The sequence below is a fragment of the Streptomyces sp. CC228A genome, from assembly GCF_021390935.1.
Taxonomy (GTDB): domain Bacteria; phylum Actinomycetota; class Actinomycetes; order Streptomycetales; family Streptomycetaceae; genus Streptomyces.
In genome coordinates, this window is the sequence record NZ_JAJPUI010000002.1 from 438,083 (window position 1) to 464,579 (window position 26,497).

Consider the following 26,497-nt stretch of genomic DNA (forward strand, 5'->3'; position numbering starts at 1 on the left):
TCACATCAAGGTCAGGCGCGCAGGTCCACTGCGCGGCTCTCGACTGAACGAGAGCTCAAGGCGACGCGCCCCCAGTTCGGTTTGTAATCGGCGAACGGCGTTGCGCCGCTGATGGCTCGCGGTGACCTGCCCCGAGTCAGGCATGTCATAACCGGTGTGCGGCTCCGACTCCTCCCACGTGAGGCGGTAGAGCGGTCCGCGGGCCGCGTGCAGGACCGGATCGGCCTCGCTCTGCACCACGACCCGCTCAAGGAGACGCGAGGCCACCGGGAGACCACCTCGATGAGTTGCGTCCTTCATGAACTCTGGGATCCGCCAGCCGGCCACCATGTCCCGTTCGGCTCGCGTCACATGCCCCGGACCGACCCACGGTCAGCTGGTCGCACGTCGCCATCAAATGAATTTGTTCCATCGACTGCGGCCCTGACCCTACCGAGCCGCCCCGAGGCCAAGGCAGCACCAGATATGCGGGACAACCTTTAGGTATTAAAAGAGGGCGAAACACGCAACACGGCCTCCGCATTGGCAATCATTCGAGCAATCTCGATCGGAAGATTCTGGAATTCCTCCATCACCACATCGAAGGGTTCCACCATGTGAACCGCCCCGTCCAGACCCTCAGCCTGAACAAAAAAACGGTAACCAGTCGGCGATTGCCGGTCGACGACCTTTATCCATGCCGCTCCGTGGCGAAGCGCTAGCACATCACCAAGATACGCGGTCAAGTCCGTGTGCAACGTGATCCAGTCCGACTGCTCGAACTCGCCGAGCGGAAGTCGATCTGTATAGTTCTGCAGACCTGGCATCAGAACCAAGGGGTCGCTCGTGTACCGATCCGGTTCGACGCCCAGCATAGATGCAAGGTTGAGCACATTCAGATGCGCCTCACGTCCCCACTCTTGGAGATCCGAATCCGGCTCATTCGACATTCCGCTGCTCATGCTCACATCCATTCTGATCGACCAGATGTCAATCTACTTCTTCTTCCTCACCGGCGGATCCCACTGATCCCTCTTGGGTGCCGGGCCATATTCCAGGAATATGATCTTCGCATCTTCAAGATAATTCCGGAGTTCATCTGATGGTCCCGCGTGCGTGAACGACCACCGTGGATCATAGTCGGGGTTCAGGTTTCGCAGAGCAATGTCCTTGTGGATCTGCTCCTTGATCTCCGGCTTGAGCGGTACCTTATTTTCGACTAGCTTACTGGTTCCATCTTTCATCGTGATGGTGCGATAAGGGCCGTAAGTCTTGACTTCGACAGCCACCGTGCGACCGTCAGGCAAGTCCACTGGAACATCCACTTTACGTCCACCTGTGGCGGTCACGGGATACCGCGCATCGGCATTCGTCGGTACGGGATACCACCGTTCGGTACCACCTCCCCACAGTTGCCGGTGGAACTCCTCTCCCCGCTGCCACCGAAGCTGGCGGTCACGGGTGTTACGGACATCCCTCAGCGTGAGCGGGCCGTCCGCCGGCAACAGCGCTGGCCTGGTGTGGTCAGGCTCTTGCCCGGCATACGGGTTCTCGTCGCTCGCCTTGGCTTCGCTCGCCCCGGGGCTCTCCTCGGGTCCTTCACCCCTCGTTGCTGAATCATCCGATGCACCCGTGACCGGGTTGTCGGTGGACGTATCGCCGGCTGCGCGGGGCGCGTCGTCCGCGCCGACGTCGAGGTCATTCAGGCTACTCGTACCAGCGGTATTCGGATGGTTGGAGTAGTGAGTCGAGCCGCCTGCGCCGTCGATGTGTCCTGTGCCGCTCGGAGTGTCGCGGAGACGGCCGATGATTGGTTCGTCGGCTTGAGCGCCGCCGGGCGGCGGCGCGTCGGTGTGGGTTCCGGTGGTGGGCGAAGTGTCACTGTGGCCGCCTCGAGGGGCGTTCAGGTCGTTGCTGGGTATGCCGTTGTTCGCGCGCCCGCCGGGCATGCCGCCCGGGGCCGTGCCGCCCGGGGTGGTGTCCGGGCGGGCAGTCGGGGTGTCATCCGCGGGGCGGAGCGGGTCGGGGGTGTCTGAGCCGAGGTGGAGTACGTCGTCGTTGGTGCGGGCGCCGACTGCGGCCAGTTCGCGTTCCGGGATCGCTGCGGTGGTCGGGGTGTCCGGTTTCGGGGTGGTGGTGTGCGGGGTGGTGGCGCCTGCGGTGGGACCGGCTTCCTTGGGGGCGTCCTCGGCCTTCTGCACCAGGGTGCCGTCGGCGTCGTAGAGGTGGCCTTCAGGGTCCACGTAGCGCGCGGCGCCGTCCACGGGGAGTTTGACCGTGCCCGGCGGGAGCGTGGTGGTGCCCTCGGGGAGTCTGATGGTGCCGTTCGGGAGCTTGAGTGCGCCTTCCGGGACGGGTGTGCCCGCAGGGAGGTCGATCGTTCCGTCGGGCAGGGTCCTTGCGCCGTCGGGGAGGGCGAATGCGCCGTCGACGTTGATGGTGGGGATGTCGACGGCCCCGGCGCCCTTGAGGCCGGTCATGATGTCGCCGATTTTGACCATGCCCGCGCCGGCGCCCTTGAAGACGTAGGTCATCGGGTCGATGGCCTTGCCGGCCTTGCTCGTTAAGGACAGCGTCTTGGCGACCGCGCCCGCCTTGCCGGCACCGGCCACCGCACCGCCGGCGCCGCCGGTGAAAACGGTGGTCAGGACGTTGAAGGTGACCTCGCCCGCGGCGCGTGAGGGGTTGGAGCCCCACTTGTCCCAGGCCACGAGCGCCTTGCCGGTCTCCTTCATCGCGGTGCGGGAGTCGCGCAGCCAGGCCGGCAGCTTGTCGTCGGGCATCGCCCAGTACGCGGCGCCGACGCCGGGTATCGCGGTGATCACCACGCCGGTGAGGAGCTTGCCCAGGCCGGTCCACGCCTGGCCGGCCGCGTCCCAGCCGTCGAAGCCGACCAGGGTGCCCAGGCCCTTGATCGTGCCCCACAGGCCGTCCACGACGATGCCCTTGCCGAACTCCCAGGCGTGCTCGTGGATGTGGTACCAGGGGATCGACTCCTCGACGGCGTCGCCCCAGGGCAGGCTCTCGGCCTGTTTGAGGGCCTCGGCGTCGTAGCCGTACATGTTCTTGGCGTTGGAGCCGTCGTTGATTTTCAGGGGTTCGCCGCCCACCAGTGCGACGATCTTCGCGTGGCAGGAGCGCTCCGCCTCCTGGAACTGCGTCCACACCTCGGCGATCGCGTTGCGGCGCTCGAGGTTCTCGTCGATCAGGTCGCCGTCCTCGCGCCACTCGTCGTCGCCGGCGATCCGCTCGCGGAAGGTCACCGCCTGCGCCCGTAGTTCGCCGAGACGCTTGACGAGCGGCCCGATGGTGTCGGCGTAGGTGCCCAGCGCGCCGGCGATGACCCTCAGGTCGGAACCGAGGTCCACGCCCTTGTCGGCGACCGGTTTGGTGGTCGCGAACAGCTGCTCGGCCTCGGGCGCCTCGTAGAAGGCCCGCAGCCCGCCGAACGTGGTGTGGACGGAGGAGGCCGCGGCGGACACCTTCGGTCCGTGGCCGCGCAGCGCCTTCACCTTCGCGGCCAGGAGTGCCTCATCGCCGGTGAAGACCGGCACCTCCCCCGGGATGACCGGCTCGTTGCCGCTCACTTCTTCCCCCCGAGGTCCTTCAGCAGGTCCAGGCGCACCGATCGCGCCGCGTCCTGGGCCTCCTTGGCCGTCTCCAGGTCGCCTTCGACGTAGGCGTTGGTGGCCTTGGCGGCGCCCAGGACCGCGGCCTGGGTGCGTTCGGCCATCGACGTGAACTCCTTGCCGCGCTTCTCCACGTACTGCGCCAGGGCCGCGGCGACCGGCCCCTGCGCCTTGCGCTCCAGGTTGTCGGACGACGACGGCGGGCCCTGAAGCCGTGTGGTGGCCGCCGATCCGGGCACCGCCGTCCCGGCGGCCTGCGCCGCCTCCTGGATGTCGCTGAGCATCGCCTGCAGGGCCTTCTCCAGCTCACCCGCCTTCGCGCCGGTGAGCCGCAGCTGGCCCTGCACGCCCTGCGGCTTGATGTCCCACCCCGTCATGCCCGCACCCCCGTACGCGGATCAGTCAGCGGTCAGCCGATGTTGTCGACTGCCGCCTTGGCCCGCGCGAGCGTCTGCTGCGCGGTCGCGTCGTTCTTCTCCAACGTCGTCTTCAGCAGCCGAATGATGTTCTTGACCTCCTGCGAGGCGCTGTTCCAGCGCAGTTCCTTCGCGTGGTACTCGTCCGACACGCCGTCGGCCTGGAAGTCCTTCATCGCGGCCTTCACCTGCGCGTCCCGCGCCGAGATCACCTGCTCCAGACGCGCGATCACCGCCTGGATGTTGGTCTGCGCCTCCGTCGACGCCGACACGTCGTACGAACGGCGGTCACTGCCCGATGCCATCGAAAGGTCCACTCCCCCGCAGGTATGCGTCTGTTGATGTCGGTGTGTGCCGGCCGTGCCCGCCCGGGCGGGACGGCACGTCAGCGGCGGCCCGAGAAGCGGGCCGCGTCGAAGTTCGCCGTCGCCATCTGCGACCGGGCGTTCTCCCCCTGCTCCTGCTCACCCGAGCCGAACGCCGACTCCATCCCCGACTGGCCCCCGAGGATCGCCCGCAGCGAGGCGTTCAGCTCCGCAGTGATCTCGTCCGACCGTGACTTGAACAGGTCGAACGACGCCTTGCCCGCACCGTTGAACTTGCCCTCCAGGGGCGCCGCCGCCTGGATCAACTGGCGGATGAGCAGGCCCAGATCGTTCGTCGACAGATTCGACTGCTGCATCAGCGTCGTCAGGACCTTGGAGCCCATGTCGAACTTCATCAGCTTCCCCCCACAACCGGTCTGATGTTCGGCTACCCGTCCATGTGTATCAACCCGACGAACCCGTTTGCAATCCGGAACCAGGTTCCTGTGACACGGATATGACACAGTGCCATCCCGTCGCCTCTCTGCTACTGACCCTTCAAGTGCCTCATCAGCGCCTCGAAGTCCGCCCAGCCCGACAGGTCCGACGGGTCGCCCGGCAACGGGTAGTACAGCGCCGGGCGGGTCTCGGGGCCCAGTTCCACGGGCGGCCGGGACAGCGGGGTGCGCCGGGCGCGGTCGCCCGGAACGGCCCGGACCTCCTCCGCGCCGAGGGCGAACGCCAGCGGTACGCCGGGGCCTTCGAAGCGGGGCGGCACCGCGAGGTCGCGGCGGGCCCTGCGGATCTGCACGAGCATCGACTGCAGGCGGTGGCGGGTGGCGAGGGCCTCCGCGGCACGCGGCACGGCGTCCACCGGCGGCTCCTCGCCGGCCCCGTAGCCGAGCGCCAGGGTGACCTCCTCCTCGACCCCCGCCGTGGTGCGGCGCACCCGTACGGTGGCGAGGCCCGGCCGGTCGGGGCTGCCGACCACGACGAGCCAGGTCGGCAGGGGGGCCCGGGCGCGGGCCACGTCGGTGAGGCGGCGGGGCGACCACGGCAGGTTCGCGGGCTCGGCGGTGCCCCAGCCGGCCGGCGGCTCACCCGTCAGCTCCCGCCAGACCGCCTCCAGGCCGCCGCCCAGCACCAGGCGCTCGTCCGCCGGGTGCACCGCGCGGTAGGTGATCGCGAGCTGCCGCTCCCCGGTGGGCGCCACCTCCCGGAAGGCGGCGGCCACCGGAGGTTCCGCCTCGGCTGTCGCCGGCGCGTCCGCGGTAGCGCCTGCCGGGGCTGCCGCCGGCCCGCCGGCGGTCGGGGCGGTCGGGACGAGGGGCGCGAACATGCCTTCCTGCCAGCGCAGTACGGCTCCCGTCAGGCCGTCGTAGTAGCCGTCCCTCTCGTCCTGCACGACCCACCGCGACGGCCAGCCGCCGAGGCTGTCGCGTACGGCGGGCGACATGTACGTGCCGGGCGGGCTGACGATCTGGAGGCCCAGACCCGCTTCGGCCGCGGCGCGGAAGGCGTCCGCGAGCCAGGCCGTCATGGCGACGACCGGCCGGTCCTGGATGACGACGGCGACCTTGTCGGTGAGGACGTCCACCGCGGGCTGCGCGGCGGCCGGCTCGGGCGCCACGACCACCCCGTCCGTACGGACGACGTCCAGCGACCCCGCGGCGTCCGGCGGCCATGCGGAGCCCCCGGCCAGGTCCGCGAGCCGGGCCGCGAACGTGCCGGCCAGCCGCTCGGCGTCCGGTACACCGGTGCTGGCGCGGACCTCCGTCCACCAGAAGGGGACGGGCGGCGGAGCGGCGCCCATCAGGCGTTCGGCCTCGCCCTCGACCTGTACGAGAAGCGGCGCCTCGACCGAGACGAGCGGCCTGCCCGTCTCGTCGCACAGCTGCACGACGGCGCCCTCGCCCGTGAGGCGCCCCACCTTGTCGGGGCCTCCGGCGAGCAGCCCCGCGAGCACGGTCGCCGGGTCGGGCATGCGGCGGGTCAGCGCGATGACGTCCTTGGTCATGTGGTCCTTCGGTCCCTCGGGCGTGTGGGGTCGGTCTGTCGGGTGTGCCCCAGGCTGTCCGGCCTGCTGGGCGTCTCCGGCCTCTCTGGTCTCTCTGGTCTCTCTAATGTCGCTGGCCTGCTGGGCGTCTCCGGTCTCTCTGGTCTCGCTGGCCTGCTGGGCCTCTCCGGTCTCTCTGGTCTCGCTGGCCTGCTGGGCCTCTCCGGTCTCTCCGGTCTCGCTGCTCTCTCAGGCCTCTCCGGTCTCTCCGGTCTCGCTGCTCTCTCGGGTCTGGCGAGTCTGCCGCGGCTGTCGGGTCTGGCGAACCTGGCGAGTCTGGCGAGTCTGGCGGGGGCTCCGGGGCTGGCGGCCCTGCGGGTTCTCTCCGGCCCCCCTGGTCTGCCGGGTCTCTCCGGTCCCGCTGGTCTGCCGGGTCCGTCGCGGTCCGTGAGGGTCCTGCGGCCGTCCCGGCACGTGTCCGGGCGGGCCCCAGGGCGCCGGGCCGGGGGCGGCGAGGCACCCGGCGGGGCAGGCGGTGCCGGTCAGCTGTGCAGGCGATGCGGTTCAAGCGGTACGGATCAGGTGGTGTAGGCGGTCTGGATCAGGCGGTTGGCGTGGCCCCGGCGGACGAGGACGCCCCGGCCCGGCGGCTGGGGCGAGGCGTACACGCCCGGGTAGAGCTGGCCCTCGCCGCGGTCACCGTCCATCACGAGCGCCGAGGCACCGGACTCGCGCAGGCCCAGGACCAGCGGCTCGTACATGCCGCGGGATGCTCCGGCGACCCGGCGGGTCAGCACGAAGTGCAGGCCGATGTCGACGGCGGACGGGATGTAGGGGAGGAACGGCGTGAGCGGCGCCTGCCCGGCGGTGGTGAGGACGTCGTAGTCGTCGACGAGGACCACGATGCGGGGGCCGCTGCCCCAGCTGCCCGGCTCCAGGGCGTCCAGGGGGGCGCTCTCGTCGGGCAACCGCTTCTCCAGTTCGGTGGCGATGCCGGCCGAAAGCCCCGCGCACAGCTTGCCGTTGTACGCGTAGCCGCCGAGGAACTCCTCGGGGATCAGCCCGCGCAGGCCCCGGCGCGGGTCCATGACGGCGAACACGAGGTCGTCCTCGCCGTACCGCTCCATGAGGCCCCTCGCGACCGTCCTGAGCAGGCTGGTCTTGCCGCACTCGCTGTCGCCGAGCACCAGGAGGTGCTGATCGTGCGCGAACAGGTCGAGCAGGACGGGCGCGAGGCCGGTCTGGTCCAGGCCGATCGGGACCCGGCGCGGCTCCGCCGCGGGGCCGGGCAGCAGGGCCGGTTCCAGGACGTGCGGCAGGACCCGCACGGGCTGGGCGACATCGCCGCTCCAGGTGGCGCGGACCGTGCCGGCGGTGCGTTCCAGGACCGTGCCGAGTTCGGCCGCGTCGGCGAGGCCGTCCGTGCGGGGGAGGGCGGCCTGCGCGAACAGCTTGCGGTCGGTGAGGACCCGGCCGGGCTCGTCGGGGGACAGGGTCTCGGCGAGTTTGCGGTCGATGCTGGACTCGCCGGGGTCGTTGAGCCGCAGTTCGACGCGGGTGCCGAAGTTCGACTGGACGGCGATGCGCACGTCGTTCCAGCGGAGCATGCCCGCCACCACGTGGATGCCGTAGCCGCCGCCGCGCTTGAGGAGGTCGGAGACGGTGTCGTCCAGCTCCTCGAAGTCGTCGCGGAGCGCGCCGAAGCCGTCGATGACGAGCACGATCTCGGCGGACGCCAGCTCCGGGAGGCGGCCGGTCGCGTGCAGGGTCCGCAGCTGCTCGACGGAGTCGATCCCGTGGGTGCGGAAGAGCTCCTCGCGCTGCGCGAGCATGCCGCGTACCTCTTCGACGGTGCGGGCGGCGCGCTCCCGGTCGGCGCGGGTGGCGACGCCACCGACGTGCGGGAGCCCGGACAGCGCCTGGAGGCCGCCGCCCACCAGGTCGAGGGCGTAGACGCCGACTTCCTGCGGCGTGTGGGTGAGTGCGAGGGACAGGACGAGGGTGCGCAGCAGGGTCGTCTTGCCGGACTGGGGGCCGCCGATGACGGCGGCGTGGCCGCCCGCGACCGTGAGGTCGAGGAACCACTCGCCCTGCCACTGCTTCGTCGGGTCGTCGAGCAGCCCGAGCGGCACCTGGAGGGGGCCGCGCCGCTTCCGCAGCTGCATCCCGCGGGCGCCGACGTCCAGGGGGCCGGCCACCCGGTCCAGCGGGAGCGCGGCGGGCAGCGGCGGCAGCCAGATGCGGCGCACGGGTGCTGCCGGTGCGCGCTCCAGCTGCTCCACCATGGTGCCGAGCTCGGTGGGGCCGGTCTCCCGGCGCCGGACGGCGGGCTCCTGCGCGTCGGTGTCGCGCCCGGGATCACCCAGGGTGTTGAGCGTCGGGTACTCCAGCACCAGGGGGCCGGTGTCCTAGTCGTCGGGGTGCCGGACGGGTCCCCGGTACGCGCCGGACACGTAGCCCGCCTTGAAGCGCTCGTAGTGGCTGGTGTCGACCTTGAGGTAGCCGAAGCCGGGCAGCGGCGGGAGGTGGAAGGCGTCCTGGGTGTCCAGGACGGTGCGGGACTCGTCGGCGGAGAACGTCCGCAGCCCCAGCCGGTACGACAGGTAGGTGTCGAGGCCGCGCAGCTTGCCGCCCTCGATGCGCTGGCTGGAGAGCAGCAGGTGCACGCCGATGGAGCGGCCGATACGGCCGATGGACAGGAACAGGTCGATGAAGTCGGGTTTGGCGGTGAGGAGTTCACCGAACTCGTCGATGACGACGAAGAGGTGCGGCAGCGGTTCGAGGTCGGGGCGCCTGTCGGCGCGCAGGGCCGCGTAGTCGCCGATGTCGGCGACGTTCCCGGCGTCCTTCAGGACCTGCTGGCGGCGCTTGACCTCGCCGGCGAGGGAGGCGTGGACCCGTTCGACGAGGCCGGCCTGGTTCTCCAGGTTGGTGATGACCCCGGCGACGTGCGGCAGCCCGGCGAACGGGGCGAAGGTCGCCCCTCCCTTGTAGTCGACGAGGACGAGCGCCAGGTCCTCCGGCGGGTGCGTGGCGGCCAGGGCGAGGACGAGGGTGCGCAGCAGCTCCGACTTGCCGGAGCCGGTGGCGCCGACGCACAGGCCGTGCGGGCCCATGCCGAGTTCGGAGGACTCCTTGAGGTCGAGGAGTACGGGCTCGCGGGCGTCGTTGACCCCGATGGGCACCCGCAGGAAGGAGCGTTCCCCGCGGGGCGCCCACAGCCGGTCCAGGTCGAGGCGGGCCACGTCCTCGACGCCGAGGAGGTCCGCGAAGTCGACCGGACCGGACAGCGGCGCGTCCGCCAGTGACTCGGCGGACAGCCGCAGCGGGGCCAGCATCCGCGCCAGGCCCTCGGCGAACGGAAGGTCCACGTCGTCGGCGGTGCCGTGCGCGGTGATCGGCTCCTCCCCGCGCAGGTCCTCGATGACGACCCGCTCCCCGTCGACGGTGATGCGGACGCCGACGTGGCCGGGCTCCTGGATGCGCTGGGCGAGGAGGTGGACGACGGTGACGCCCATGTCCCGCAGGCCGACGGCCTCGTCCGGCAGGGGGAGTTCGACGGCGTCCTCGCCGTGGCCGTCGGAGACGACGAGCAGCCGGGACGTCATCGTCAGGGCGTCTCTGCCGGACAGTCCGCGCCGCACCTCGGCCGCGTAGGAGGCGCGGCGCCGCAGCTCGGGGGCCAGTCGGCGGGCGAGCTGCGGGAGGGAGGGGGCGATGCGCCGGGCGGCCACCGGCCCGTCGAACCGCTCGGTGTCCAGCAGGTGGGGCAGCCACTTGGCCCACTCCCAGTCGCCGAGGCGCTCGCCGGGAGCGGCGACGGCGACGCCCACGTCGTCGGGTGCGTGGAACGCCGCCACCTGCACGAGCAGGGCGCGGACCACGCGCAGGCAGTCCTCGCGGGGCCCGATGACGCTGATGTCGCCCACCCGGTCGAGGGGGACGGTGAGCGGGAGTTCGTGGCCGGTGCGGAAGCGTGCCGTCAGGGCGGACGCCTCGTTCAGCATGAACCGGTCGGGCGGGCTGAGCACGGTGGACTCCGGCTGGGCGATCCTGAGATCGCGTACGGGCATCTCCCCGGTGCCCGTCCGGGCCCGCAGGAAGTCGCCGTCGTGGCGGCGGCGCTCCCATAGCCGCGCCGGGTCGCGCACGATGTCGTACAGCGCGTGCGGCGGCGGGTTGAGCACGTCCGCGGTCTCCCGCCGGTCCCGCTCCTCGGTGGCCAGTTCCTCGCGCAGGTCCTCCAGGTACGCCAGGTACGCCTCGCGCTGGGTGCGGCGGGTGCGCTGGGCCTTGCCGCGCTGGGAGAACACCATCACGAGGGAGCCGATGACGGTGACGACGAGGAGGAGCGCGCCGAGCGCGGCGAACTGGCTGTTGCGGACGACCGTCATCATCACGACGGACGACATGACGCCGGCGACCGGCAGCAGCGACATCGCGACGTTGCCGGCCTTCCCCTCGGGGAGGTTGGGCGGTGCCTCGACGACGCGGGGCTCCGAGGCGGCCGGGGGGCGGGTGGTCCGGGCCGGGCGGTGGATCAGTCGGGTGCTCATCAGCTGCTCAGACGGGGTTCAGTGGCGCCGCAGGGACATCTGGAAGACGTCGGCGGCGAAGCGGGTGACGGCCTGCCGGGTCGGCTCGGCCAGCAGGTCGGTGCGGATGGGCCCGCCGGCGGCGAGGTGCCGGTCGTACGGAAGGACGTGCACGGACGCCCCGGTCGGTGCGAGCACGCGGGCGGCCCTGGCCAGATCGAGGCGGGTGTGCGGGGTCGTCTCGGTGAGGACGACGACGGTGCCGGCGATCACGTGCTCGGGCAGTCCGCGCATCCATTCCAGGACCGTGCGGGTGCTGGAGACGCCCTCCGGTGTGGCGGGGGCTGTGAGGACGCGGGCCTGGGACGCGGAGAGCGCGACGCGGGCCACCTCGGCGGGCAGGGTCTCGCAGTCGACGACCGTGACGCCGAAGTAGCGGCGCAGGGCGACCATGGCGCGCCCGTACGTCGTGCTGTCCAGCATCGCGCCGATCCGGCCCTGGCTGGCGGGGAGGAGCCAGGCGTCGCCGGGCAGCCGGGTCAGGTAGCCGGTGACGTCCAGCAGGGACATCTGCGGTTCGACGATGTCCGCGATGTCGGCCGTCGTCCACCGCAGGTGCTCGGCGCCGAGCCGCAGCGGCAGGGAGCCGAGGGACGGGTCGGCCTCCACGATCAGGACGGGGTCCTGGCGGTAGTGCGCGTACGTGGTGCCCAGCAGGGCGGCGACGGTCGACTTGCCGGCGCCGCCGCGGATCGAGGTGACCGCGATCTGCCGACCGGTCGTCACCGGCTGCTGCAGCGTCTCGGCGGTACGGGTCGCTTCCGCGACCTCGCGCGCTACCGACGAGGAAACGATTCTCCGCATGGTGCGGAGGACGCGGGCGGTGCGGGACTCGCCATGCCGCGGTGTGCGGACGGCACCGGCCAGGTGTGCGTCGGCCACGGGCCGGGACTCGGCGGTGGGCCGCTGCCCGGCGGCGGGCCCGGGGTGGTGGGCCGCCGTGGGGTGCGCGGGGGCCGGGCGGGCGGAGGCCGCGGGGTGCGCGGGGGCCGGGTGGGCGGAGGTCGGGTGGTGCGCGGAGGCCGGATGGGCGGAAGCGGGCTGGGCGGAAGTCGGGGGTAAGTCGGCTGGGCGGAAGCAGGGTGGGCGGGTGCGCTATGCACTGGGGCGGGATGCACTGGGGCGGCGCCCGGCGCAGCGGAGGCGGGTGGGACCGGGGCGGTGCCCTGGGCGGGCACGGTGCCCTGCGTAGGGGCGGTGCCCTGCGTAGGGGCGGTGCCCTCCGTAGGGGCGGTGCCCTGCGTAGGGGCGCCCGGTCCTGGGGGCGCGGGCCGGGCCGGCGGTGCGCCCGGCCCGGTGGGTGCGGCCTGGGCGGGGGCGCCCGGTGCCGCGGGCGCGGGGGTCCGCGGCGGCACGGTGGCGGTGCCCGGGGTCCCCGCCGTCTGGCCCGTGGGCCCCGGGACGTGCCCGTGCGGTCCGTCGACCAGTGGGGACTGCGGCGCCGGGGCGTCGCTCCCCGGCCCGGTGCCCGCGGACGCGCCTCCCCGGGCCGCGGGGCCGGGCCCGCCGCCGTCCGTGGCTCCGCCGACGGTCCCTCCGGAGGCCGCCGCACCCGAGGAGGAGGCGGCCGCGCCGCCGCCCCTCAGGTCGCGCAGCACATCGCTCTGCCAGTTGTTTCCGCTCGCCATGTCGTTCCGCCCCGTTGCCCTTCTTCTCCGCCTCGCGCGCCGCTCGGCACGCCGACTCAGAACCGGTCGAGCAGTTGCCCGTACACGCCGAACACCCCCACGGCCAGCGGGAACAGCGCCACCATGCCGATCGACTCGGCCAGGTCGCCCGTCCGCCGCAGCCGGACCCGCACGTGCTCGGGCGGCTGGACCGCCAGCACGAGCAGCGGCAGCGCCGCGGCCGCGCACAGCACGAGGAGCGGCCCGACGCCCCCGGTGTGCTCCATCCACACCGCCACGAGCCGGACGACGACGGCTCCCCCGGCGGCGGACAGCGCGGCGACCTCCGCCACCAGGGGGAAGGCGCGGGCCCGCGACAGCAGGACCACCGCCACCACCGCAGCGAGGGCCGTGCTCCACGCGGAAGGCCGGCCACCCAGCGTCAGCAGCCAGGCGGCCGCCGCGGCGGAGACCGCGGTGACAACCGTCGCCAGCACGAGCCCCCGGTGGGTGGCGGCCAGGGCGTTGTGCACCTCGTGGCGGCTCACGGACGCGCCGCCGGACCGGCGGTCGTCGAGCGCGGCCAGCCCGGACGCCATCAGGGCGAGCCGGGGCAGCAGCCCGAGCAGCACGAGGGAGCACACGGCCATCACGGCACCGAGCCGGGGCAGTTCGGGCTGGACGGCGGCGACGGCCTCCCACCCGGCGGCGGTCACGGCCATGGCCGCCGCGCCGACGAGTCCGCCGCGGCCGAGCGGCGAGAAGAGGCCGAGCGCCGCGAGGGTCGCGGTCAACGCCGCGGCGACCGCGGCGAGCCGCAGCAGACCGGGCCAGGCGTACGCGTCGGCCGCGGTCCAGGCCGCGAGCGTGCCGAGAGTGCCGGACACCAGCAGCAGGGCCGTCGCCAGGCCCCGGTTTCCGCCCCCGATGCGGCTGACGAGCGCGCCGGCCGCCAGCAGGACCGCCATGGCCGCCGCGAGCACTCCCGCCAGCGCGTCGAGGGGGACCTCGCGCCGGGCGAGGACCGCGGCCGTCACCGCGAACACCACGGACGCCGCCCCGGCACCGACGCGGCGCGCGGCCGGACGCCACCGCCACGCCTGGACGTCGAGATCGTCCGCCACCTGGTCGGTGACGTCGTGCACCACGGGAGCGGGAGGCGCGGAGTGGGTCCGGACGAGCCGCAGGACGGCGCCGTCGGCGATGGCCGCCGAGGCCAGCGTGGTCTCGTGCGGCAGGGCGGAACCGTCCACGGTGACGAGTTGACGGGTCATCGGGCGGGAGGCGGCCCGGTCGTCGAGCAACCGGAGGATGTCCGGCAGCAGTTGCCCGATCGGGGTGTCCGAGGGCAGGACGAGATCGGCGCGGCGCCGCTCCCCGACCAGGGTCACCCGGCTCAGTGGGGCCCGGGACGTCGTTGCTGTGCTCACCACTTGGCGGAACCTATCATCACGGCTTCGGCTGCCTTCGGGATCGATGGGGCGTCACGGCAAGGCCGTTGCGGGCGGTCTCCCCGCCGGCGGACTCCGCCTGCCGAGGAGCGCCCGCAGGACCGTATCGGCTACGGAGCAGCCGAAGGGCTCGGCGTCTCGTAGGGCTGCTCCAGGCGGAGCCGCTGCTGCTCCTCCTCCGCCTTCTGCTTCGCCAGCGTGTGCTGGAGGAAGGACCAGCCGACGCAGCCCGCGCACAGCACGGCGGCGATGGCGATACCGGCGAAGACCTTGCCCAGCCGCTCGTCGGCCGTACGCAGGGCCCGCTGCGCTCCGAACAGCAGGGCGTCCCGCATCCGGCGCCGCCGTACGGCCACCGACTCCAGCAGCTGGCTGTCGTAGTCCCGTGCCATCTCCGGCTCACCGCCTCCCCCGTGGTTCGCTCGCGCAACCATAGCCGGGGACCGGCGGGCCCTCCACGCCCCGGGCCCTCCACGCCCCGGGGCCGCCGTCCGCGGGGTCCGGGCGTCCGGGACGGCAGCGGGCGCGCCCCTCCCTCGGCGGGCGCGGGAGGGGTCGCTGCGTCGCCCGGCCCACAGCCCTCCCGGCGGGCGCCGTCCCACTCGCCGTTCAGGCCGAGCGCTTGCGGGCCGCACCCCGCCCCGCGGTGGCCTTCTTCGCCACCGTCTTCTTCGCCGCCGTCTTGGCGGCCGCCGTCTTCTTCGCTGCCGTCTTGTCGGCCGCTGCCGTCTTTGCGGCCGCCGCCTTCTTCACCGCCGCCTTGTCGGCCGCCGCCCCCTCCTTGGTTTTCGACGCCGGTGCCGACGCCGTCTTGGACGCGGCCTTCCGGGCCCGGCCCCCCGGCGCCTCGGCGGTGGCCGACTTCCTGCCGCCCGCCGCCTTGGGCGCGGCCGGGGCGCGCGGGGGCGTCCTGCGGGAGCGGGAGGGCAGGTCCGTGACCGACGCCTCGGCTGCCCGCGCAACCTCCTCCCCTGCCGCCTCCTCGCCGCGGGCCTCGCGGGCCGCGCGGACGCTGCTCTCCAGCGCCGCCATCAAGTCGATGACCTGGGCGCCGCGTTCGGGGCCCGGCTCCGGGGGCGCCACCGCCCCCTCCGCCTTCGCGGCGATCAGCTCCTCCACCGCCGTCCGGTAGTCGTCGTGCAGTTCCCCGATGTCGACGGAGCCGAGCGTGTCCATCAGGGCGTCCGCCAGGTCCAGTTCGGCGTCGCGGACGGTGACGGGCGTCTCGGGTGCCACACCCTCGGGGCGGCGGATCTCGTCCGGCCAGAGCAGCCCGTGCATGGCGATCACGTCGTCCACGACCCGCAGCATCCCCAGGCGCTCCCGGCCGCGCAGCGCGTACTTGGCGATCGCGACGCGGTCGCTGCGCTTGAGCGCCTCGCGCAGCAGTGTGTACGGCTTCGCTGCGGGGACGCCGTTCGCCTGCAGGTAGTAGGCGGCGTCCATCTGGAGCGGGTCGATCTGGGAGGCCGGTACGAAGGCGACGATCTCGATCGTCTTGGCGGTGGGCAGCGGCAGCGCGGCCAGGTCCTCGTCGGTGATCGGGATCATGGTGCCGTCGGCCTCTTCGTACGCCTTGCCGATCTCGGCCGCCGTCACCTCTTGCCCGTCGAGTTCGCACACCTTGCGGTAGCGGATCCGCCCGCCGTCCTCGGTGTGGATCTGGCGGAAGGAGATCGACCGGTTCTCGGTCGCGTTCACCAGCTTGATGGGGATGCTGACCAGCCCGAAGGAGATAGCGCCGTTCCATATGGATCGCACGGTTCATCCCTTTCGTACCGGAATCGTGGGATTCTCATCGTATGACGCCGATCACGGAGGTGGAGGGGCGGCGGATCGCCCTCAGCAACCTGGACAAGGTCATCCATCCGGCGACCGGGACGACGAAGGGGGAGATCCTGCACTACTACGCGGTCGTCGCGGACCTGCTCCTCCCCCATCTGCGTGACCGCCCGCTGTCCTTCCTCCGCTACCCGGACGGGCCCGAGGGGCAGCTGTTCTTCACCAAGAACCCGCCGCTCGGCACCCCCGACTGGGTGACCACCGCGCCCGTTCCCCGCTCCGACGAGCCGGGCGCCCGCCAGGTCGTGGTCGACGGCCTGGCATCCCTGATGTGGGCGGCGAACCTCGTGGTGGAGTTCCACACCCACCAGTGGCGGGCCGGCGCCCCGGGCGTCGCCGACCGCATCGTCTTCGACCTCGACCCCGGCGCTCCCGCGACGGTCGTCGACTGCTGCCGGGTCGCCCTGTGGCTGCGCGACCGGCTCGCGGCGGACGGGCTCACCGCCTATGCCAAGACCTCCGGCGCGAAGGGGCTGCACCTGTACGCGGGGATCAGGCCCACGCCGTCGGACGTGGTGTCCGCGTACGCGAAGCGGCTCGCCGTGGAGGCGGAAGCGGAACTGCCCCGGCTGGTCGTGCACCGGATGGCGAAGGCCCTGCGGCCCGGCAGGGTCTTCGTGGACCACAGCCAGAACGCCGCCGCGAAGACCACCGCCGCGCCCTACACCCTGCGGGCGCGGGCGCGGCCCGCCGTGTCGGCGCCGGTGACGTGGGAAGAGGTGGCGGCGTGCGGCCGCCCCGAGGAGCTGACGTTCCTGCTCGGCGACGTCGCCCCGCGCGCCGAGCGGTACGGGGACGTGCTGCGGCCCCTGGTCGACGGCGCCGGCGCGGGGCCGGTCCCGGAGGGCTGAGGGCCCCGGGCGTCAGTCCAGGTACGCGGAGGACTCCTCGGGGGACAGGTCCGGGCGCAGCCTGAGCCAGGACGGCTGGCGCAGCAGCCCGCCCCTGGTGCGCGTGGCGTAGCGGACCTCGCCCACCAGCCGGGGCCGTACCCAGTGGGCCGTCGCGGCGACCGGCGGCGCCTGGGCGAACGGGCACGCGGGCGTCTCCGAGGCGTGGAGCAGGCGGGCCAGCTCGGCGCGCTCCCGCTCGCTCCAGCCCGTGCCGACGGCGCCGACGTAGCGGAGGTCCCCGCCGGGCCGCTCGTACTGGCCCATGAGCACCGAGCCGGGCAGACCGGTGAGCCGTCCCGCGCCGGGCAGCCAGCCGCCGACGACGACGTCGGCGGTCCGCATGTTGCGGATCTTGATCCAGTCGCGGGAGCGCGCACCGGGTGCGTAACGGGAGGCGAGCCTCTTGCAGAGGAGGCCCTCAAGGCCGTGCTCCCGGGTGGCGCGCAGCGCCTGCGCGCCGTGGCCGACGAGCGCGGCGGGCGTGGACCAGGCGGGGCCGGCCAGGCCCAGGGCTTCCAGCTCCTGCCGCCGCTCGGTCCAGGGCAGGCCGGTGAGCAGGCGGCCCCGCAGGTGGAGGACGTCGAACAGCACCGCGTGGACGGGCGCGCGGGCGGCCAGCCGGCGGGCGCGTTCCGGGAGGCCGCGAGCCCCATGCGGGGCTGGAGCCGGGCGAAGTCGCTGCGGCCCGCCTCGTCCGGCATCACGATCTCCCCGTCGAGGACGGCCGCGAGCCCGGCGGGCAGCGCACCGGCCAGGGGCCGCAGCTCCGGGTAGGCGGCGGTGATGTCCTCACCGGACCGGGAGCGCAGGGCGAGGGTGCCGTCACCGGGGAGGTAGAACACCGCCCGCTGGCCGTCCTGCTTCGTCTCGTAGGCCCACTCGGCGTCCTGGGCGGCGGGCGGGAGGGTGCCGGGGGTGGCGAGCATGGGGGCGATACGGGGCAGGTCCACGGGGTCAGTCCTGACCCCGCGTCCTCTCCGTCAGTCCCGCCGGGCCCGCGATTCACCCGCGCCCGCCCCGGTACGGGCGCCGCACGGCGGCGGAGCGCGGAGCGGGGGTCGGGTCGCGGGACAGCGGACTGCGGGGCGCGGCGCGCCGGACGGGGCCGACCTGCGGGCGCGCGGTGCGGCGGGCGGGGCGCGGAAGGGGGCAGGTGCACTGGGGTACGGGGCGTGGCCACGGCGCGGGCCGTGGAGCGGGGGCAGGGCACGGAGTGCGGGTGAGGGGCAGGGCACAGGGTGCGGGGCGAGAAGCAGGGCGTGGCCGCCGCGGCGCGGGCCGTGGAACGGGGCGCGGTGCGCGGAAGGGGGGCGGGGCGCGGGGGTGCGGGACGTGGCCGCGGCGCGGGCCATGGCGCGGAAGGGGGACGGGGCACAGGGTGCGGGGCGAGGAGCAGGGCGTGGCCGCCGCGGCGCGGGCCGTGGAGCGGGGGCGGGGACACGCCCGGGACGGCAGGGCGGCGGGGCCGGGGCTCGGCCGGGGAATGGGGCCGGGGGCCGGTCGGGGGAGGCGCTCGGAGATGTGGTCGGAGATGTGGCCGGAGATGTGGCCGAGGCGTGTCCCAGGCGTGTCCGATTGCCGGGGCATCGGCGTCCCCGGTGTGGTGCACTATTGCCCCCAAGTGCAGTGTTCACGGGGAGGGAAGGCATGTTCACGGGGATCGACGAGGTCGACTGGGCCTCGCTGGGTCATGCCTACGGCCCGGCCGACGACGTGCCTGCGCTGCTGCGCGGGCTCGCCTCCGCGGATCCGGCGGAGCGCGAGCAGGCCCTCGACGGGATGTACGGCACCGTCCACCACCAGGGCGACGTGTACGACTCCACGCTGGCCTGCATCCCGTTCCTGCTGGAGCTCGTCGCCTGCCCGGAGGTCCAGGACCGCGGCTGCGTCGTGGAGTTGCTCGCCAGCATCGGCGGCATCGACCTGTCGGGCGACGACGAGATGCAGGAACTCGACCCGGACTGCGAGGAGTTCGAGGACGCCGCGAACTACGCGATGGCCGCGGCGGCGGTGGCCGCGGGCGCCGACGTCTTCCTGGGGCTGGTCGGCGACGAGGACCGCGAGGTGCGGCTGGCCGCGCCGGGCGCGCTCGCCTCGCTGCACGGCGACCCGGCGCGCGTCCTGGACCTGCTGCGGGAGCGGCTGACGGTCGAGCTGGACCCGGAGGTGCGGCTCGCGCTGGTCGAGGCGGTGGGGCGGATCGCGCTGCGGTACGAGTCGCTGCGCGGGGAGACCGCGGGCTGGCTGGGCTGGCTGTCCGGCGCGGCCCAGGACCCGGCGCTGCGGCTGGCGGCGCTGGCCCAGTTGGCCCGGTGCGCACCCGCGCTGCTGCCCCGGGACGTGGCGGTGACGGTCATCGGGCTGCTGGCGGAGCTGCGGCAGCTGCCGGAGGGCGCGCACCAGGGCGGATGCGGACCGTCCTGCGCGGGCGGCGCGGCCGGGGCGTGCCCGGCGGGAGTGGACGGCCCCGGAGCGGGCGCCGGCGCGGCGGGGGGCGCCGGCGGGGCGGCCGGGGGCGGTACGGCGGGGAGCGGTGGTACGGCTGGGGCGGGTGGTTCCGTTATGCCGTCCGGGTTCGGCAGCGCAACCCTTGCGGGGTACAACGCCTCCGCGACCCCGTGGGATTCGGCCAACTCGCGAACCGCGCCCGGCGTACGGGAACCGATCGCTCCGGTCAGCGCGCCGGAAGCCGCCGGGGACCTGCGGCCCGCGGCGCCCACCCTTGTCGGGCAGCTCCGGGAGCTGCGCGAGGAGCAGCGTGCGGGACGGGGCACGGCCTGGGCCGACGACCTGCTGCGGACCCTGCACGGCGCCCTCGACGACCGGGTCGACGACCGCATCGCGCTGATCACCGCCCAGCTCCGCAGCCCCGACACCGCGCAGCGGACCGACGCGGTGTGGATGTGCGGCAGCCTGGTCCGCACCTGGCGGGGCGGCTACGGCGAGGTGGTGCGGCTGGTCGGGGCGCAGCTCGACACCCCGGACCCGCGGCTGCGGGCGGCGGCCGCGAGCTGGCTGGAGGACCTGTTCGCCCTGGCGGCGCCGGCCGCCGACGCGCTGGCCGCGCGGGTCGGGGCGGAGCCCGCACCGTGGGTTCCGGAGTGGGAGGGCGGCCGTCCCGGTGCGGCGCGGGCCCTGCTGGCGCTGACCCGGGCGGGCGACGCCCGTGCGGTGCCGGCGCTGGCCCGGGCCCTGGAGGAGCCGGAGCCGCACGGCAGGCTGCTGTACGCGATCCCGCACCTGGAGGAGGGGGCGCGCCGCTGGCGCCTGCGCTGCGCCGCCGGCTGGGGGCGCTGCCGCTGGACGACGACCTGGGCGAGCGGTGCGGTCCGCTGCTGCTGGCGCTGGCGCGGCTGCGGGCCGTGGAGGCGCTGCCCGAGGTGCTGCGGGTGCTGCGGGGCGCGCCGGTGTTCCGCCGGGAGTGGGTGCTGGAGTCGGCGCTGCGGGCGCTGGCGTCGTTCGGGCCGGCGGCGCGGGAGGCGGCGCCCGACCTGCGCAGGCTGCTGGACGACCCGTCGGCGGGGATGGCCGCCGCTGCGGCCCGCGCCCTGTGGGCGGTGGAGGGCGGCGACGCCCGCGCGGTGCTGCCGAGGCTGCGGGCGCTGCTGCTGGCCGGGGACGCGCTCAGCCGGCGGTCGGCCGCCGGGGCCCTGGGCGCGTTCGGCGGCGCCGCGGCCGTGGCGGCGCCGGAGCTGCGGGCCTGCCTGACGGCGCGGGACGTGTGGCTCCGGGTGGACGCGGCGGTGGCGCTCGGCCGGGTGACGGGCGGCCTGGGCGAGGTGTCGCCGGTGCTGGCGGCGGCCTGGCGGGAGAACCGGCACACCCGGCTGCGGGTCGCCGAGTTCCTGGCGGAGCTGGGCCCGCTCGGGGCGGACGGGGAGGACGGGGCCGCCATGGTGCCGCTGCTGCGGGCAGAGCTGGCCCGTGCCCGCCGCCACAACGCCTCGGCGGGCCTCGTCGGCGGCAGCGACCACGACATCCACGACGACGAACGGCTCCTCGCCCTGTGCCGGCAGGCCCTGGGCCCGGACGGCGGCGACACCGCGCCCTGAGCCGCTCCGGCGGCGCGCGCCCCGGCCCGTACGCCGTGACAGGACGTGCGCCGTGACAGGACCGCGGGGTGGGCTACGGCCCGCTGTTACACGGCCGCCGCACGGTCGCGACACGCCCCGCCTACGGTGTACGCGCTGCGGTGCGGGAGGAGCGGGCGAAGGGACGTCCGGCGCATAAGGTGTCGACACGGCCGCCGCCGCAGCCGTCGTCAGAAGCACCAGGAGCACCGTGACCCCGCACCGCCGCCGCCTGTCCGCGTACGCGGCCCGTCTGCTGCCGCTCGCGGCGGTCCCCTTCCTGCTGCTCCCGCTGGCGGCGGGGTGCGGTGACGCCGGGGGGCTGCAGAGCGCGGGCGCCACGCCCACGGCCGTGGGTCCGGTCCGGCTCTGGCCGGACCTGCCCCCGGTCACGGCGCCGCCGCACGACTACGGCGAGAACGACACCGAGGCCGTGCCGGGGATCGAGGTGCCGGGCGGGGACGTGCACCGGGTGGACCCGATCAGGGTGCTGCGGGCCGAGCTCGACGCGAACCCGGACACGTACACCGGGGCGGACGGCATGTACGAGGAGACCGCCGAGCGCATCCGGGCGTGCGCCGCCGAGCCCGGGGACTGCCCGGTCCTCAAGCCGTACTACCGCGACCTCACCGGCGACGGGAAGGACGAACTCATCGTGGGCGTGCGCCTGCCGGAGCAGCTCGTGGCGGTGCGGTGCTACATGCCGGGGCCGGACGGCGGGCTGGTCCGCGTCATGTCGACCGTGGACCAGATCGTCAGCGTGGAGCTGGCGGGCCGGGACCTCATCCTGCGCTCGGTGTCCGCGGGGATCCCCGGCTACGAGTACCGCACGGCCTGGTCGTGGGACGGGCAGCAGGGCACCATGCTGCCGGCCCGCGACGAGATCGTCCGGGTCAAACCCAGCCCTCCGGCGCAGGCGCCGCAGCCGGACGGCGGCTCCGCGAGCGGACCCGGCCCGGCGGCCCCGCCCGGGGGCGAACCCGAACCCGAGCCGCAGAGGAGCGCCCGGTGAGCGCACCCCGCCGACCGGCCTGGACGGCGACCCTGACGTGGAAGGCCGCCGTCTTCATCACGCTGATGTGCTGCGCCCTTGCGGCGCTGCTGGGCGCGCTGGTCCACGTCTCGGTGACCCGGCAGACCGTGGACACCTCCCGGGAGAAGGCGCTGGACCGCCTGGAGGAGGTGACCCGGACGTACGAGGCGGGCGGGCCGCTGCCGCCGTATGCGGGCGTGGACCCGGAGGGACTGCCCTCGGCGCTGCGGGACCTGGCGGCCCGCGGCAGCCGGGGCACGATGGTGGCCGACCACCGGGGCCGGCCGACGATGTGGGCGGCGGGTCCCGCGGACGGGCGCGCCCTGGCCGTGCGGGTGGACTACTCGCTGAGCGCCCGCACGATCAGCGGCCTCGACCAGGCGATCCTCGGCTCGTCGGTGCTGGCGATCGGGGCGACGCTTGTGGTCGGCTGGTTCGCGGTGACGCGGGTGACCCGGCGGCTGCACCTGACCGCCCAGGTGGCGCGGCGGATCAGCGCCGGGGACCTGGACGCCCGGGTGAACGACCCGCGGACGAAGGATCCTTCGCGGCCGCTGGACGAGGTGGCGACGGTGTCGGGCGCGCTCGACACGATGGCGTCGTCGCTGCAGGGCAAGCTGCTCAGCGAGCAGCGCTTCACCGCGGACGTGGCGCACGAGTTGCGCACGCCGCTGACGGGCCTGTCGGCGGCGGCCGAGCTGCTGCCGCCGGGGCGTCCCGCGGAGCTGGTGCGGGACCGGGTGCGGGCGATGCGGGCGCTGACGGAGGACCTGCTGGAGATCTCCCGGCTCGACACCCGCAGTGAGGCGGTGGACCTGGACGTGTACGCGCTGGGGCCGCTGGCCGAGCGGGTGGTGCGGGCCTCCGGGGCGTCCGGCGCGGCGGGGACGCGGGTGCGGATCGTCCGGGACGCCCGTGTCGAGACGGACCAGCGGCGGCTGGAACGGGTGCTCGGGAACCTGCTGGCGAACGCGCACCTGCACGGCGCCCCGCCGGTCGAACTGACCGTCGAGGGGCCGGTGGTGACGATCCGGGACCACGGGCCGGGCTTTCCGGCGTACCTGCTGGAGCACGGCCCGCAGCGGTTCCGTACGGAGAGCGGCAGCAAGGGGCACGGGCTGGGGCTGACCATCGCGAAGGGCCAGGCGGCGGCGATCGGCGGGGAGTTGCGGTTCGGGAACGCCCCGGACGGGGGCGCGCTGGCGCGGCTGACGCTGCCGGAGTACGTGGACCTCACCGAGGAGCCGGAGGGCGAGCGGGCGGCCGGCCCGGATCCGCGGGCCGCCGACGCCGACGCGCCCGGCGGTCCAGGCGACGCGGGCGGCCCGCCGGAGTCCGCGGAGCCCACCGGGACCGGGGACGGACCGCAGCCTCCGGGGCCCCCGGAGACGGCGTGAGCCTCCGGCGCACGGAAGCCGCCGCGCCACCGGGAGCCTGCCGGGCACCGGCGGCCGCGGGTGGGGCCCGTCCGGCACCGCGGGCCTCAGGTCGGGCTGACGGACCGTCGGCACGGCGGTGGGGCCCGCCGGCCCGGCTGACGAACCGTCGGCACGGCGGACAGCGGCGCGGGGTGCGCGGCGGGGCGCGTCAGGCCGGTGTGCACGCCACTTGAGCGGGCCCGCACCGCCATAAAGGACATATTTCACATATCTTGCTACGTTGCGGTGCATGACCGCAGCGACATCGGACCCCTCCCCTCCTCCGGTGCCGCTCGCCAAGCGGCGCGGGGTGGAGCTGTCCCTGCTCGTCTGCGCTGTCCTGTGCTCGGTGCTCGGCTACGCCGACGTCGGTCTCGCCCACAGCGGTGCCGTCCCGCCCGACGTCGCTGGGTACGGAGCGGGGCTCGGCCTGCTGGCGCTGCTCGCGCACCTGGCGGTGCGGCTGTGCGCCCCGTACGCCGATCCGCTGCTGCTGCCGATCGCGGTGCTCCTCAACGGTCTGGGCCTGGTCCTCATCTACCGCCTGGACCTGGAGACCCCTGCCGACCGGGCGGCGCCCACCCAGCTCGTCTGGTCGGCGCTCGGTGTGGCGCTGTTCGCGGTGGTCGTGGTGTGCGTGCGGGACCACCGGCTGCTACAGCGGTACGCGTACGTGTCAGTGGCCGCCGCGCTGACCCTGCTGATCCTGCCGATCTTCTTCCCCGCCGTGAACGGCGCGCGCATCTGGATCCGGCTGGGCGGCCTGTCCTTCCAGCCGGGCGAGTTCGCGAAGATCCTCCTCGCGGTGTTCTTCGCGGCGTACCTGGCGGCGAACGCCTCGGTGCTCGCGCGCAGCGGCGGCCGCGGGCTCCTCGGCACGCGGCTGCCGGCCGGACGGGTGCTGGGACCGGTCGTCGCGGTGTGGCTGACCAGCGTGGGCGTGCTCGTCCTCGAACGGGACCTGGGCACGTCGCTGCTGTTCTTCGGACTGTTCGTGATCATGCTGTACGTGGCGACCGGGCGAACCGGCTGGATCGCGCTCGGCCTGCTGCTGGCCGCCGCCGGGGCGTACGCCGTCGGGTCCCTGGAGCCGCACGTCAACAGCCGGGTGGCGGACTGGCTGCACCCCTTCGCGTCGATCGAGGCGGGCCAGGGGCCCGGGCAGCTCGCGCAGTCGCTGTTCGCGTTCGCCGCGGGCGGGATGTTCGGATCGGGTCTGGGGCTCGGGCATTCCTCGCTCATCGGCTTCGCCGCGAAGTCGGACTTCATCCTGGCGACGGCGGGCGAGGAACTGGGGCTCGCCGGGCTGACGGCGCTCTTCCTGCTCTACGCGCTGCTGGTCGCCCGCGGCTACCGCTCGGGGCTCGCGCTGCGGGACCCCTTCGGCAGGCTGCTGGCGATCGGGCTCGCCTCCATCCTGGCGCTCCAGGTCTTCGTCATCGCCGGCGGGGTGATGGGGCTGATCCCGCTGACCGGGATGGCGATGCCGTTCCTGGCGCAGGGCGGCTCGTCCGTGGTCACCAACTGGATCATGGTGGCGCTGCTGATCCGGCTCAGCGACTCCGCCCGCGACCCGCGCGGCGGCCCCCTCGCCCCGGGCCCGGCCACCCTCACCGACGCCGACGCCCCCGCGGACCCCGGCGGCGGTGCCCCCGCCGCCCGCGCACCCCCACCCACGCCGACACCGGGCCGGGCGCCGGCACCGGCACCGGCGGCGGCCCGGGTGCGCGGGCCGCCGGATCCGGGCCGGCGCCCCCGGACGCCGCCGTACCGCGAAAGGAAGCCCGTTGACCAGATGCATCCGGCGGGCCGCCGCCCTCTGCCTCGTCCTGCTCGTCGCCCTGCTGGTCAACGCGGCCCGCGTGCAGGTCTTCGAAGCGGACCGGCTGGACGGCAACCCGGGCAACCGCCGCCCCGTGCTCGCCCGCTACGCCGCGCCGCGCGGCAACATCCTCGTCGACGGGCAGCCGGTCACCGGCTCCAAGGACACCGGCGAGATCCTGCGCTACGAACGCACCTACACCGACGGCCCGCTGTACGCGCCGGTGACCGGCTACGCCTCCCAGACGTACGGCACGACGCTGATCGAGGACGCCGAGGACGCCCTGCTGTCCGGGACCAGTCCGCTGCTCGCCCCGCTCCCCCTGTGGAGCGACGTCAGCCGCACCACCCGCCGCCCCGCCGGCAACGTCGCCACCACCATCAGGGGCGCCCTCCAGCAGGCGGCGTTCCGCAGCCTCGCGGGCCGCCGGGGGGCGGTGGCGGCGGTCGAGCCGTCGAGCGGCCGCGTCCTGGCGCTGGTGTCGAGCCCCTCGTACGAGCCGGGCCTGCTGTCCGGTACGGGCAGCGAGGCGGCCACGGCCTGGGCGCGGCTCAACACGGCGGCGACCCGGCCCATGCTGAACCGGGCGCTCCACGAGACGTACCCGCCGGGCTCCACGTTCAAGATCGTGACGGCGGCGGCGGCCCTGGACGCGGGGGTCGTCACGGACGTGGACGCGCCGACGGGCGTCCCCGATCCGTACGTGCTGCCGGGCACCCGGACGGCGCTGCCGAACGCCGCCACCGGCTGCGCGGACGCCTCGCTCGCCTACGCCATCCGCTGGTCGTGCAACACGGTGATGGCGGCGCTGGGGGTCAGGACGGGCGAGCGGCGGATGCTGGAGACGGCGCGGTCGTTCGGCTTCAACGACCCGGACCTGCGCATCCCCTCCCGCGTGGCGCGCTCCAACGTCGACACGGGCATGTCCCCGGACCAGCTGGCGCTGTCCTCCATCGGCCAGTACGACACGAAGGCGACGCCGCTCCAGATGGCGATGGTCGCGGCGGCCGTCGCGAACGGCGGCGACGTGGCGCACCCGTACCTCGTCGACTCCACCACGACGGCGGACGGCGGCCTGGTCCGCCAGACCATGCGGCGCAGCTACGGCCGCGCGATGACGCCGTCGACGGCCCTGCGGCTGCGGAAGCTGATGGTGGACGTGGTGGAGCGGGGCTCGGGCGGCAACGCGGCCATCGAGGGTGCGGAGGTCGGCGGCAAGACCGGTACCGCGCAGCACGGCGTGGGCAACCACGGCACGCCGTACGCCTGGTTCATCGGCTGGGCGCGGGCCGAGGGCGCGGCCCGGCCCGCGGTGGCGGTGGCGGTGGTCGTGGAGGACGCGGCGGCCCGCCGGGAGGAGATCAGCGGCGGCGGCAGCGCGGCGCCGATCGCCCGCGCGGTGATGGAGGCGGCCGTCTCACTGGACGGAAAGGGCTGAGCC

17 protein-coding genes and 3 pseudogenes are annotated in these 26,497 nt (G+C 74.3%); 7 read left to right on the plus strand and 13 right to left on the minus strand.

Annotated features, from left to right (window positions below):
* The 12 genes and pseudogenes from L6E17_RS07335 to L6E17_RS07390 form a co-directional block, all read right to left on the minus strand.
* A complete protein-coding gene (locus tag L6E17_RS07335; protein ID WP_236239949.1) occupies positions 1-267 on the minus strand; it encodes a hypothetical protein in 267 nt (88 codons plus the stop codon).
* Between the two features lie 212 nt (positions 268-479).
* Complete coding sequence (locus L6E17_RS07340; RefSeq protein ID WP_236239950.1) at positions 480-941, minus strand: hypothetical protein; 462 nt, start codon at positions 939-941, stop codon at positions 480-482.
* A gap of 33 nt (positions 942-974) precedes the next feature.
* Entirely contained in the window at positions 975-3,566 is a 2,592-nt protein-coding gene (locus tag L6E17_RS07345) for a hypothetical protein (RefSeq protein WP_236239951.1), read from the minus strand.
* The gene (locus L6E17_RS07350; RefSeq protein ID WP_236239952.1) at positions 3,563-3,985 is read right to left on the minus strand and encodes a DUF6507 family protein; all 423 of its coding nucleotides are present in this window, start codon (positions 3,983-3,985) and stop codon (positions 3,563-3,565) included. Before L6E17_RS07350 ends, L6E17_RS07345 begins: the two co-directional genes overlap by 4 nt.
* 32 nt (positions 3,986-4,017) lie before the next feature.
* Positions 4,018-4,329 carry a pore-forming ESAT-6 family protein gene (locus L6E17_RS07355; RefSeq protein ID WP_071263678.1) on the minus strand — a complete coding sequence of 104 codons (312 nt, stop codon included), beginning with the start codon at positions 4,327-4,329 and terminating at the stop codon, positions 4,018-4,020.
* A gap of 80 nt (positions 4,330-4,409) precedes the next feature.
* Positions 4,410-4,745 (minus strand): hypothetical protein, encoded by a 336-nt coding sequence (locus L6E17_RS07360; RefSeq protein ID WP_236239953.1) that lies wholly within the window; start codon positions 4,743-4,745, stop codon positions 4,410-4,412.
* Between the two features lie 131 nt (positions 4,746-4,876).
* The gene (locus L6E17_RS07365) at positions 4,877-6,346 is read right to left on the minus strand and encodes a DUF6177 family protein (protein ID WP_236239954.1); all 1,470 of its coding nucleotides are present in this window, start codon (positions 6,344-6,346) and stop codon (positions 4,877-4,879) included.
* A 557-nt stretch (positions 6,347-6,903) separates the two neighbouring features.
* Positions 6,904-10,881, minus strand: a pseudogene (eccCa, locus tag L6E17_RS07370) (type VII secretion protein EccCa).
* Positions 10,882-10,899: 18 nt separating this feature from the next.
* Positions 10,900-11,802: a MinD/ParA family protein gene (locus L6E17_RS07375; protein ID WP_236239955.1), complete on the minus strand. Its 903-nt coding sequence runs from the start codon at positions 11,800-11,802 to the stop codon at positions 10,900-10,902.
* An 802-nt stretch (positions 11,803-12,604) separates the two neighbouring features.
* Positions 12,605-13,960: a type VII secretion integral membrane protein EccD gene (gene eccD / locus L6E17_RS07380; RefSeq protein ID WP_236239956.1), complete on the minus strand. Its 1,356-nt coding sequence runs from the start codon at positions 13,958-13,960 to the stop codon at positions 12,605-12,607.
* 128 nt (positions 13,961-14,088) lie between these two features.
* Positions 14,089-14,370 carry a hypothetical protein gene (locus tag L6E17_RS07385; RefSeq protein ID WP_236239957.1) on the minus strand — a complete coding sequence of 94 codons (282 nt, stop codon included), beginning with the start codon at positions 14,368-14,370 and terminating at the stop codon, positions 14,089-14,091.
* A 217-nt stretch (positions 14,371-14,587) separates the two neighbouring features.
* Positions 14,588-15,739 (minus strand): Ku protein, encoded by a 1,152-nt coding sequence (locus L6E17_RS07390; RefSeq protein ID WP_236239958.1) that lies wholly within the window; start codon positions 15,737-15,739, stop codon positions 14,588-14,590.
* A gap of 41 nt (positions 15,740-15,780) precedes the next feature.
* On the opposite strand from L6E17_RS07390, the gene ligD reads away from it, so the two are divergent.
* Positions 15,781-16,671, plus strand: coding sequence for a non-homologous end-joining DNA ligase (gene ligD, locus L6E17_RS07395; RefSeq protein WP_236239959.1), 891 nt, complete (start codon positions 15,781-15,783; stop codon positions 16,669-16,671).
* Positions 16,672-16,683: 12 nt separating this feature from the next.
* Here ligD and L6E17_RS07400 read toward each other — a convergent pair.
* Positions 16,684-17,639, minus strand: a pseudogene (locus L6E17_RS07400) (ATP-dependent DNA ligase).
* Between the two features lie 721 nt (positions 17,640-18,360).
* On the opposite strand from L6E17_RS07400, the gene L6E17_RS07405 reads away from it, so the two are divergent.
* From L6E17_RS07405 to L6E17_RS07430, 6 genes and pseudogenes are all read left to right on the plus strand, one after another.
* Complete coding sequence (locus tag L6E17_RS07405; protein WP_236239960.1) at positions 18,361-20,421, plus strand: HEAT repeat domain-containing protein; 2,061 nt, start codon at positions 18,361-18,363, stop codon at positions 20,419-20,421.
* Entirely contained in the window at positions 20,391-20,765 is a 375-nt protein-coding gene (locus L6E17_RS07410; RefSeq protein WP_236239961.1) for a hypothetical protein, read from the plus strand. Before L6E17_RS07405 ends, L6E17_RS07410 begins: the two co-directional genes overlap by 31 nt.
* A 229-nt stretch (positions 20,766-20,994) precedes the next feature.
* Positions 20,995-21,795: a hypothetical protein gene (locus tag L6E17_RS07415; protein WP_308315840.1), complete on the plus strand. Its 801-nt coding sequence runs from the start codon at positions 20,995-20,997 to the stop codon at positions 21,793-21,795.
* Positions 21,792-23,213, plus strand: a complete 1,422-nt coding sequence (locus L6E17_RS07420) for a HAMP domain-containing sensor histidine kinase (RefSeq protein WP_236239962.1) — start codon at positions 21,792-21,794, stop codon at positions 23,211-23,213. Before L6E17_RS07415 ends, L6E17_RS07420 begins: the two co-directional genes overlap by 4 nt.
* A gap of 271 nt (positions 23,214-23,484) precedes the next feature.
* A pseudogene (locus L6E17_RS07425) lies at positions 23,485-24,811 on the plus strand (FtsW/RodA/SpoVE family cell cycle protein); the annotation flags it as partial.
* A gap of 210 nt (positions 24,812-25,021) precedes the next feature.
* A complete protein-coding gene (locus tag L6E17_RS07430) occupies positions 25,022-26,494 on the plus strand; it encodes a penicillin-binding transpeptidase domain-containing protein (RefSeq protein WP_236239963.1) in 1,473 nt (490 codons plus the stop codon).
* Positions 26,495-26,497 lie beyond the last annotated feature (3 nt).

What these genes read in the sequence shown, in the direction of transcription:
- L6E17_RS07340 (WP_236239950.1), bottom strand. Translation starts at nt 941, where the DNA reads ATGAGCAGCGGAATGTCGAATGAGCCGGATTCGGATCTCCAAGAGTGG.
- L6E17_RS07405 (WP_236239960.1), top strand. Translation starts at nt 18,361, where the DNA reads ATGTTCACGGGGATCGACGAGGTCGACTGGGCCTCGCTGGGTCATGCC.
- L6E17_RS07360 (WP_236239953.1), bottom strand. Translation starts at nt 4,745, where the DNA reads ATGAAGTTCGACATGGGCTCCAAGGTCCTGACGACGCTGATGCAGCAG.
- ligD (WP_236239959.1), top strand. Translation starts at nt 15,781, where the DNA reads ATGACGCCGATCACGGAGGTGGAGGGGCGGCGGATCGCCCTCAGCAAC.
- L6E17_RS07350 (WP_236239952.1), bottom strand. Translation starts at nt 3,985, where the DNA reads ATGACGGGGTGGGACATCAAGCCGCAGGGCGTGCAGGGCCAGCTGCGG.
- L6E17_RS07355 (WP_071263678.1), bottom strand. Translation starts at nt 4,329, where the DNA reads ATGGCATCGGGCAGTGACCGCCGTTCGTACGACGTGTCGGCGTCGACG.
- L6E17_RS07365 (WP_236239954.1), bottom strand. Translation starts at nt 6,346, where the DNA reads ATGACCAAGGACGTCATCGCGCTGACCCGCCGCATGCCCGACCCGGCG.
- L6E17_RS07385 (WP_236239957.1), bottom strand. Translation starts at nt 14,370, where the DNA reads ATGGCACGGGACTACGACAGCCAGCTGCTGGAGTCGGTGGCCGTACGG.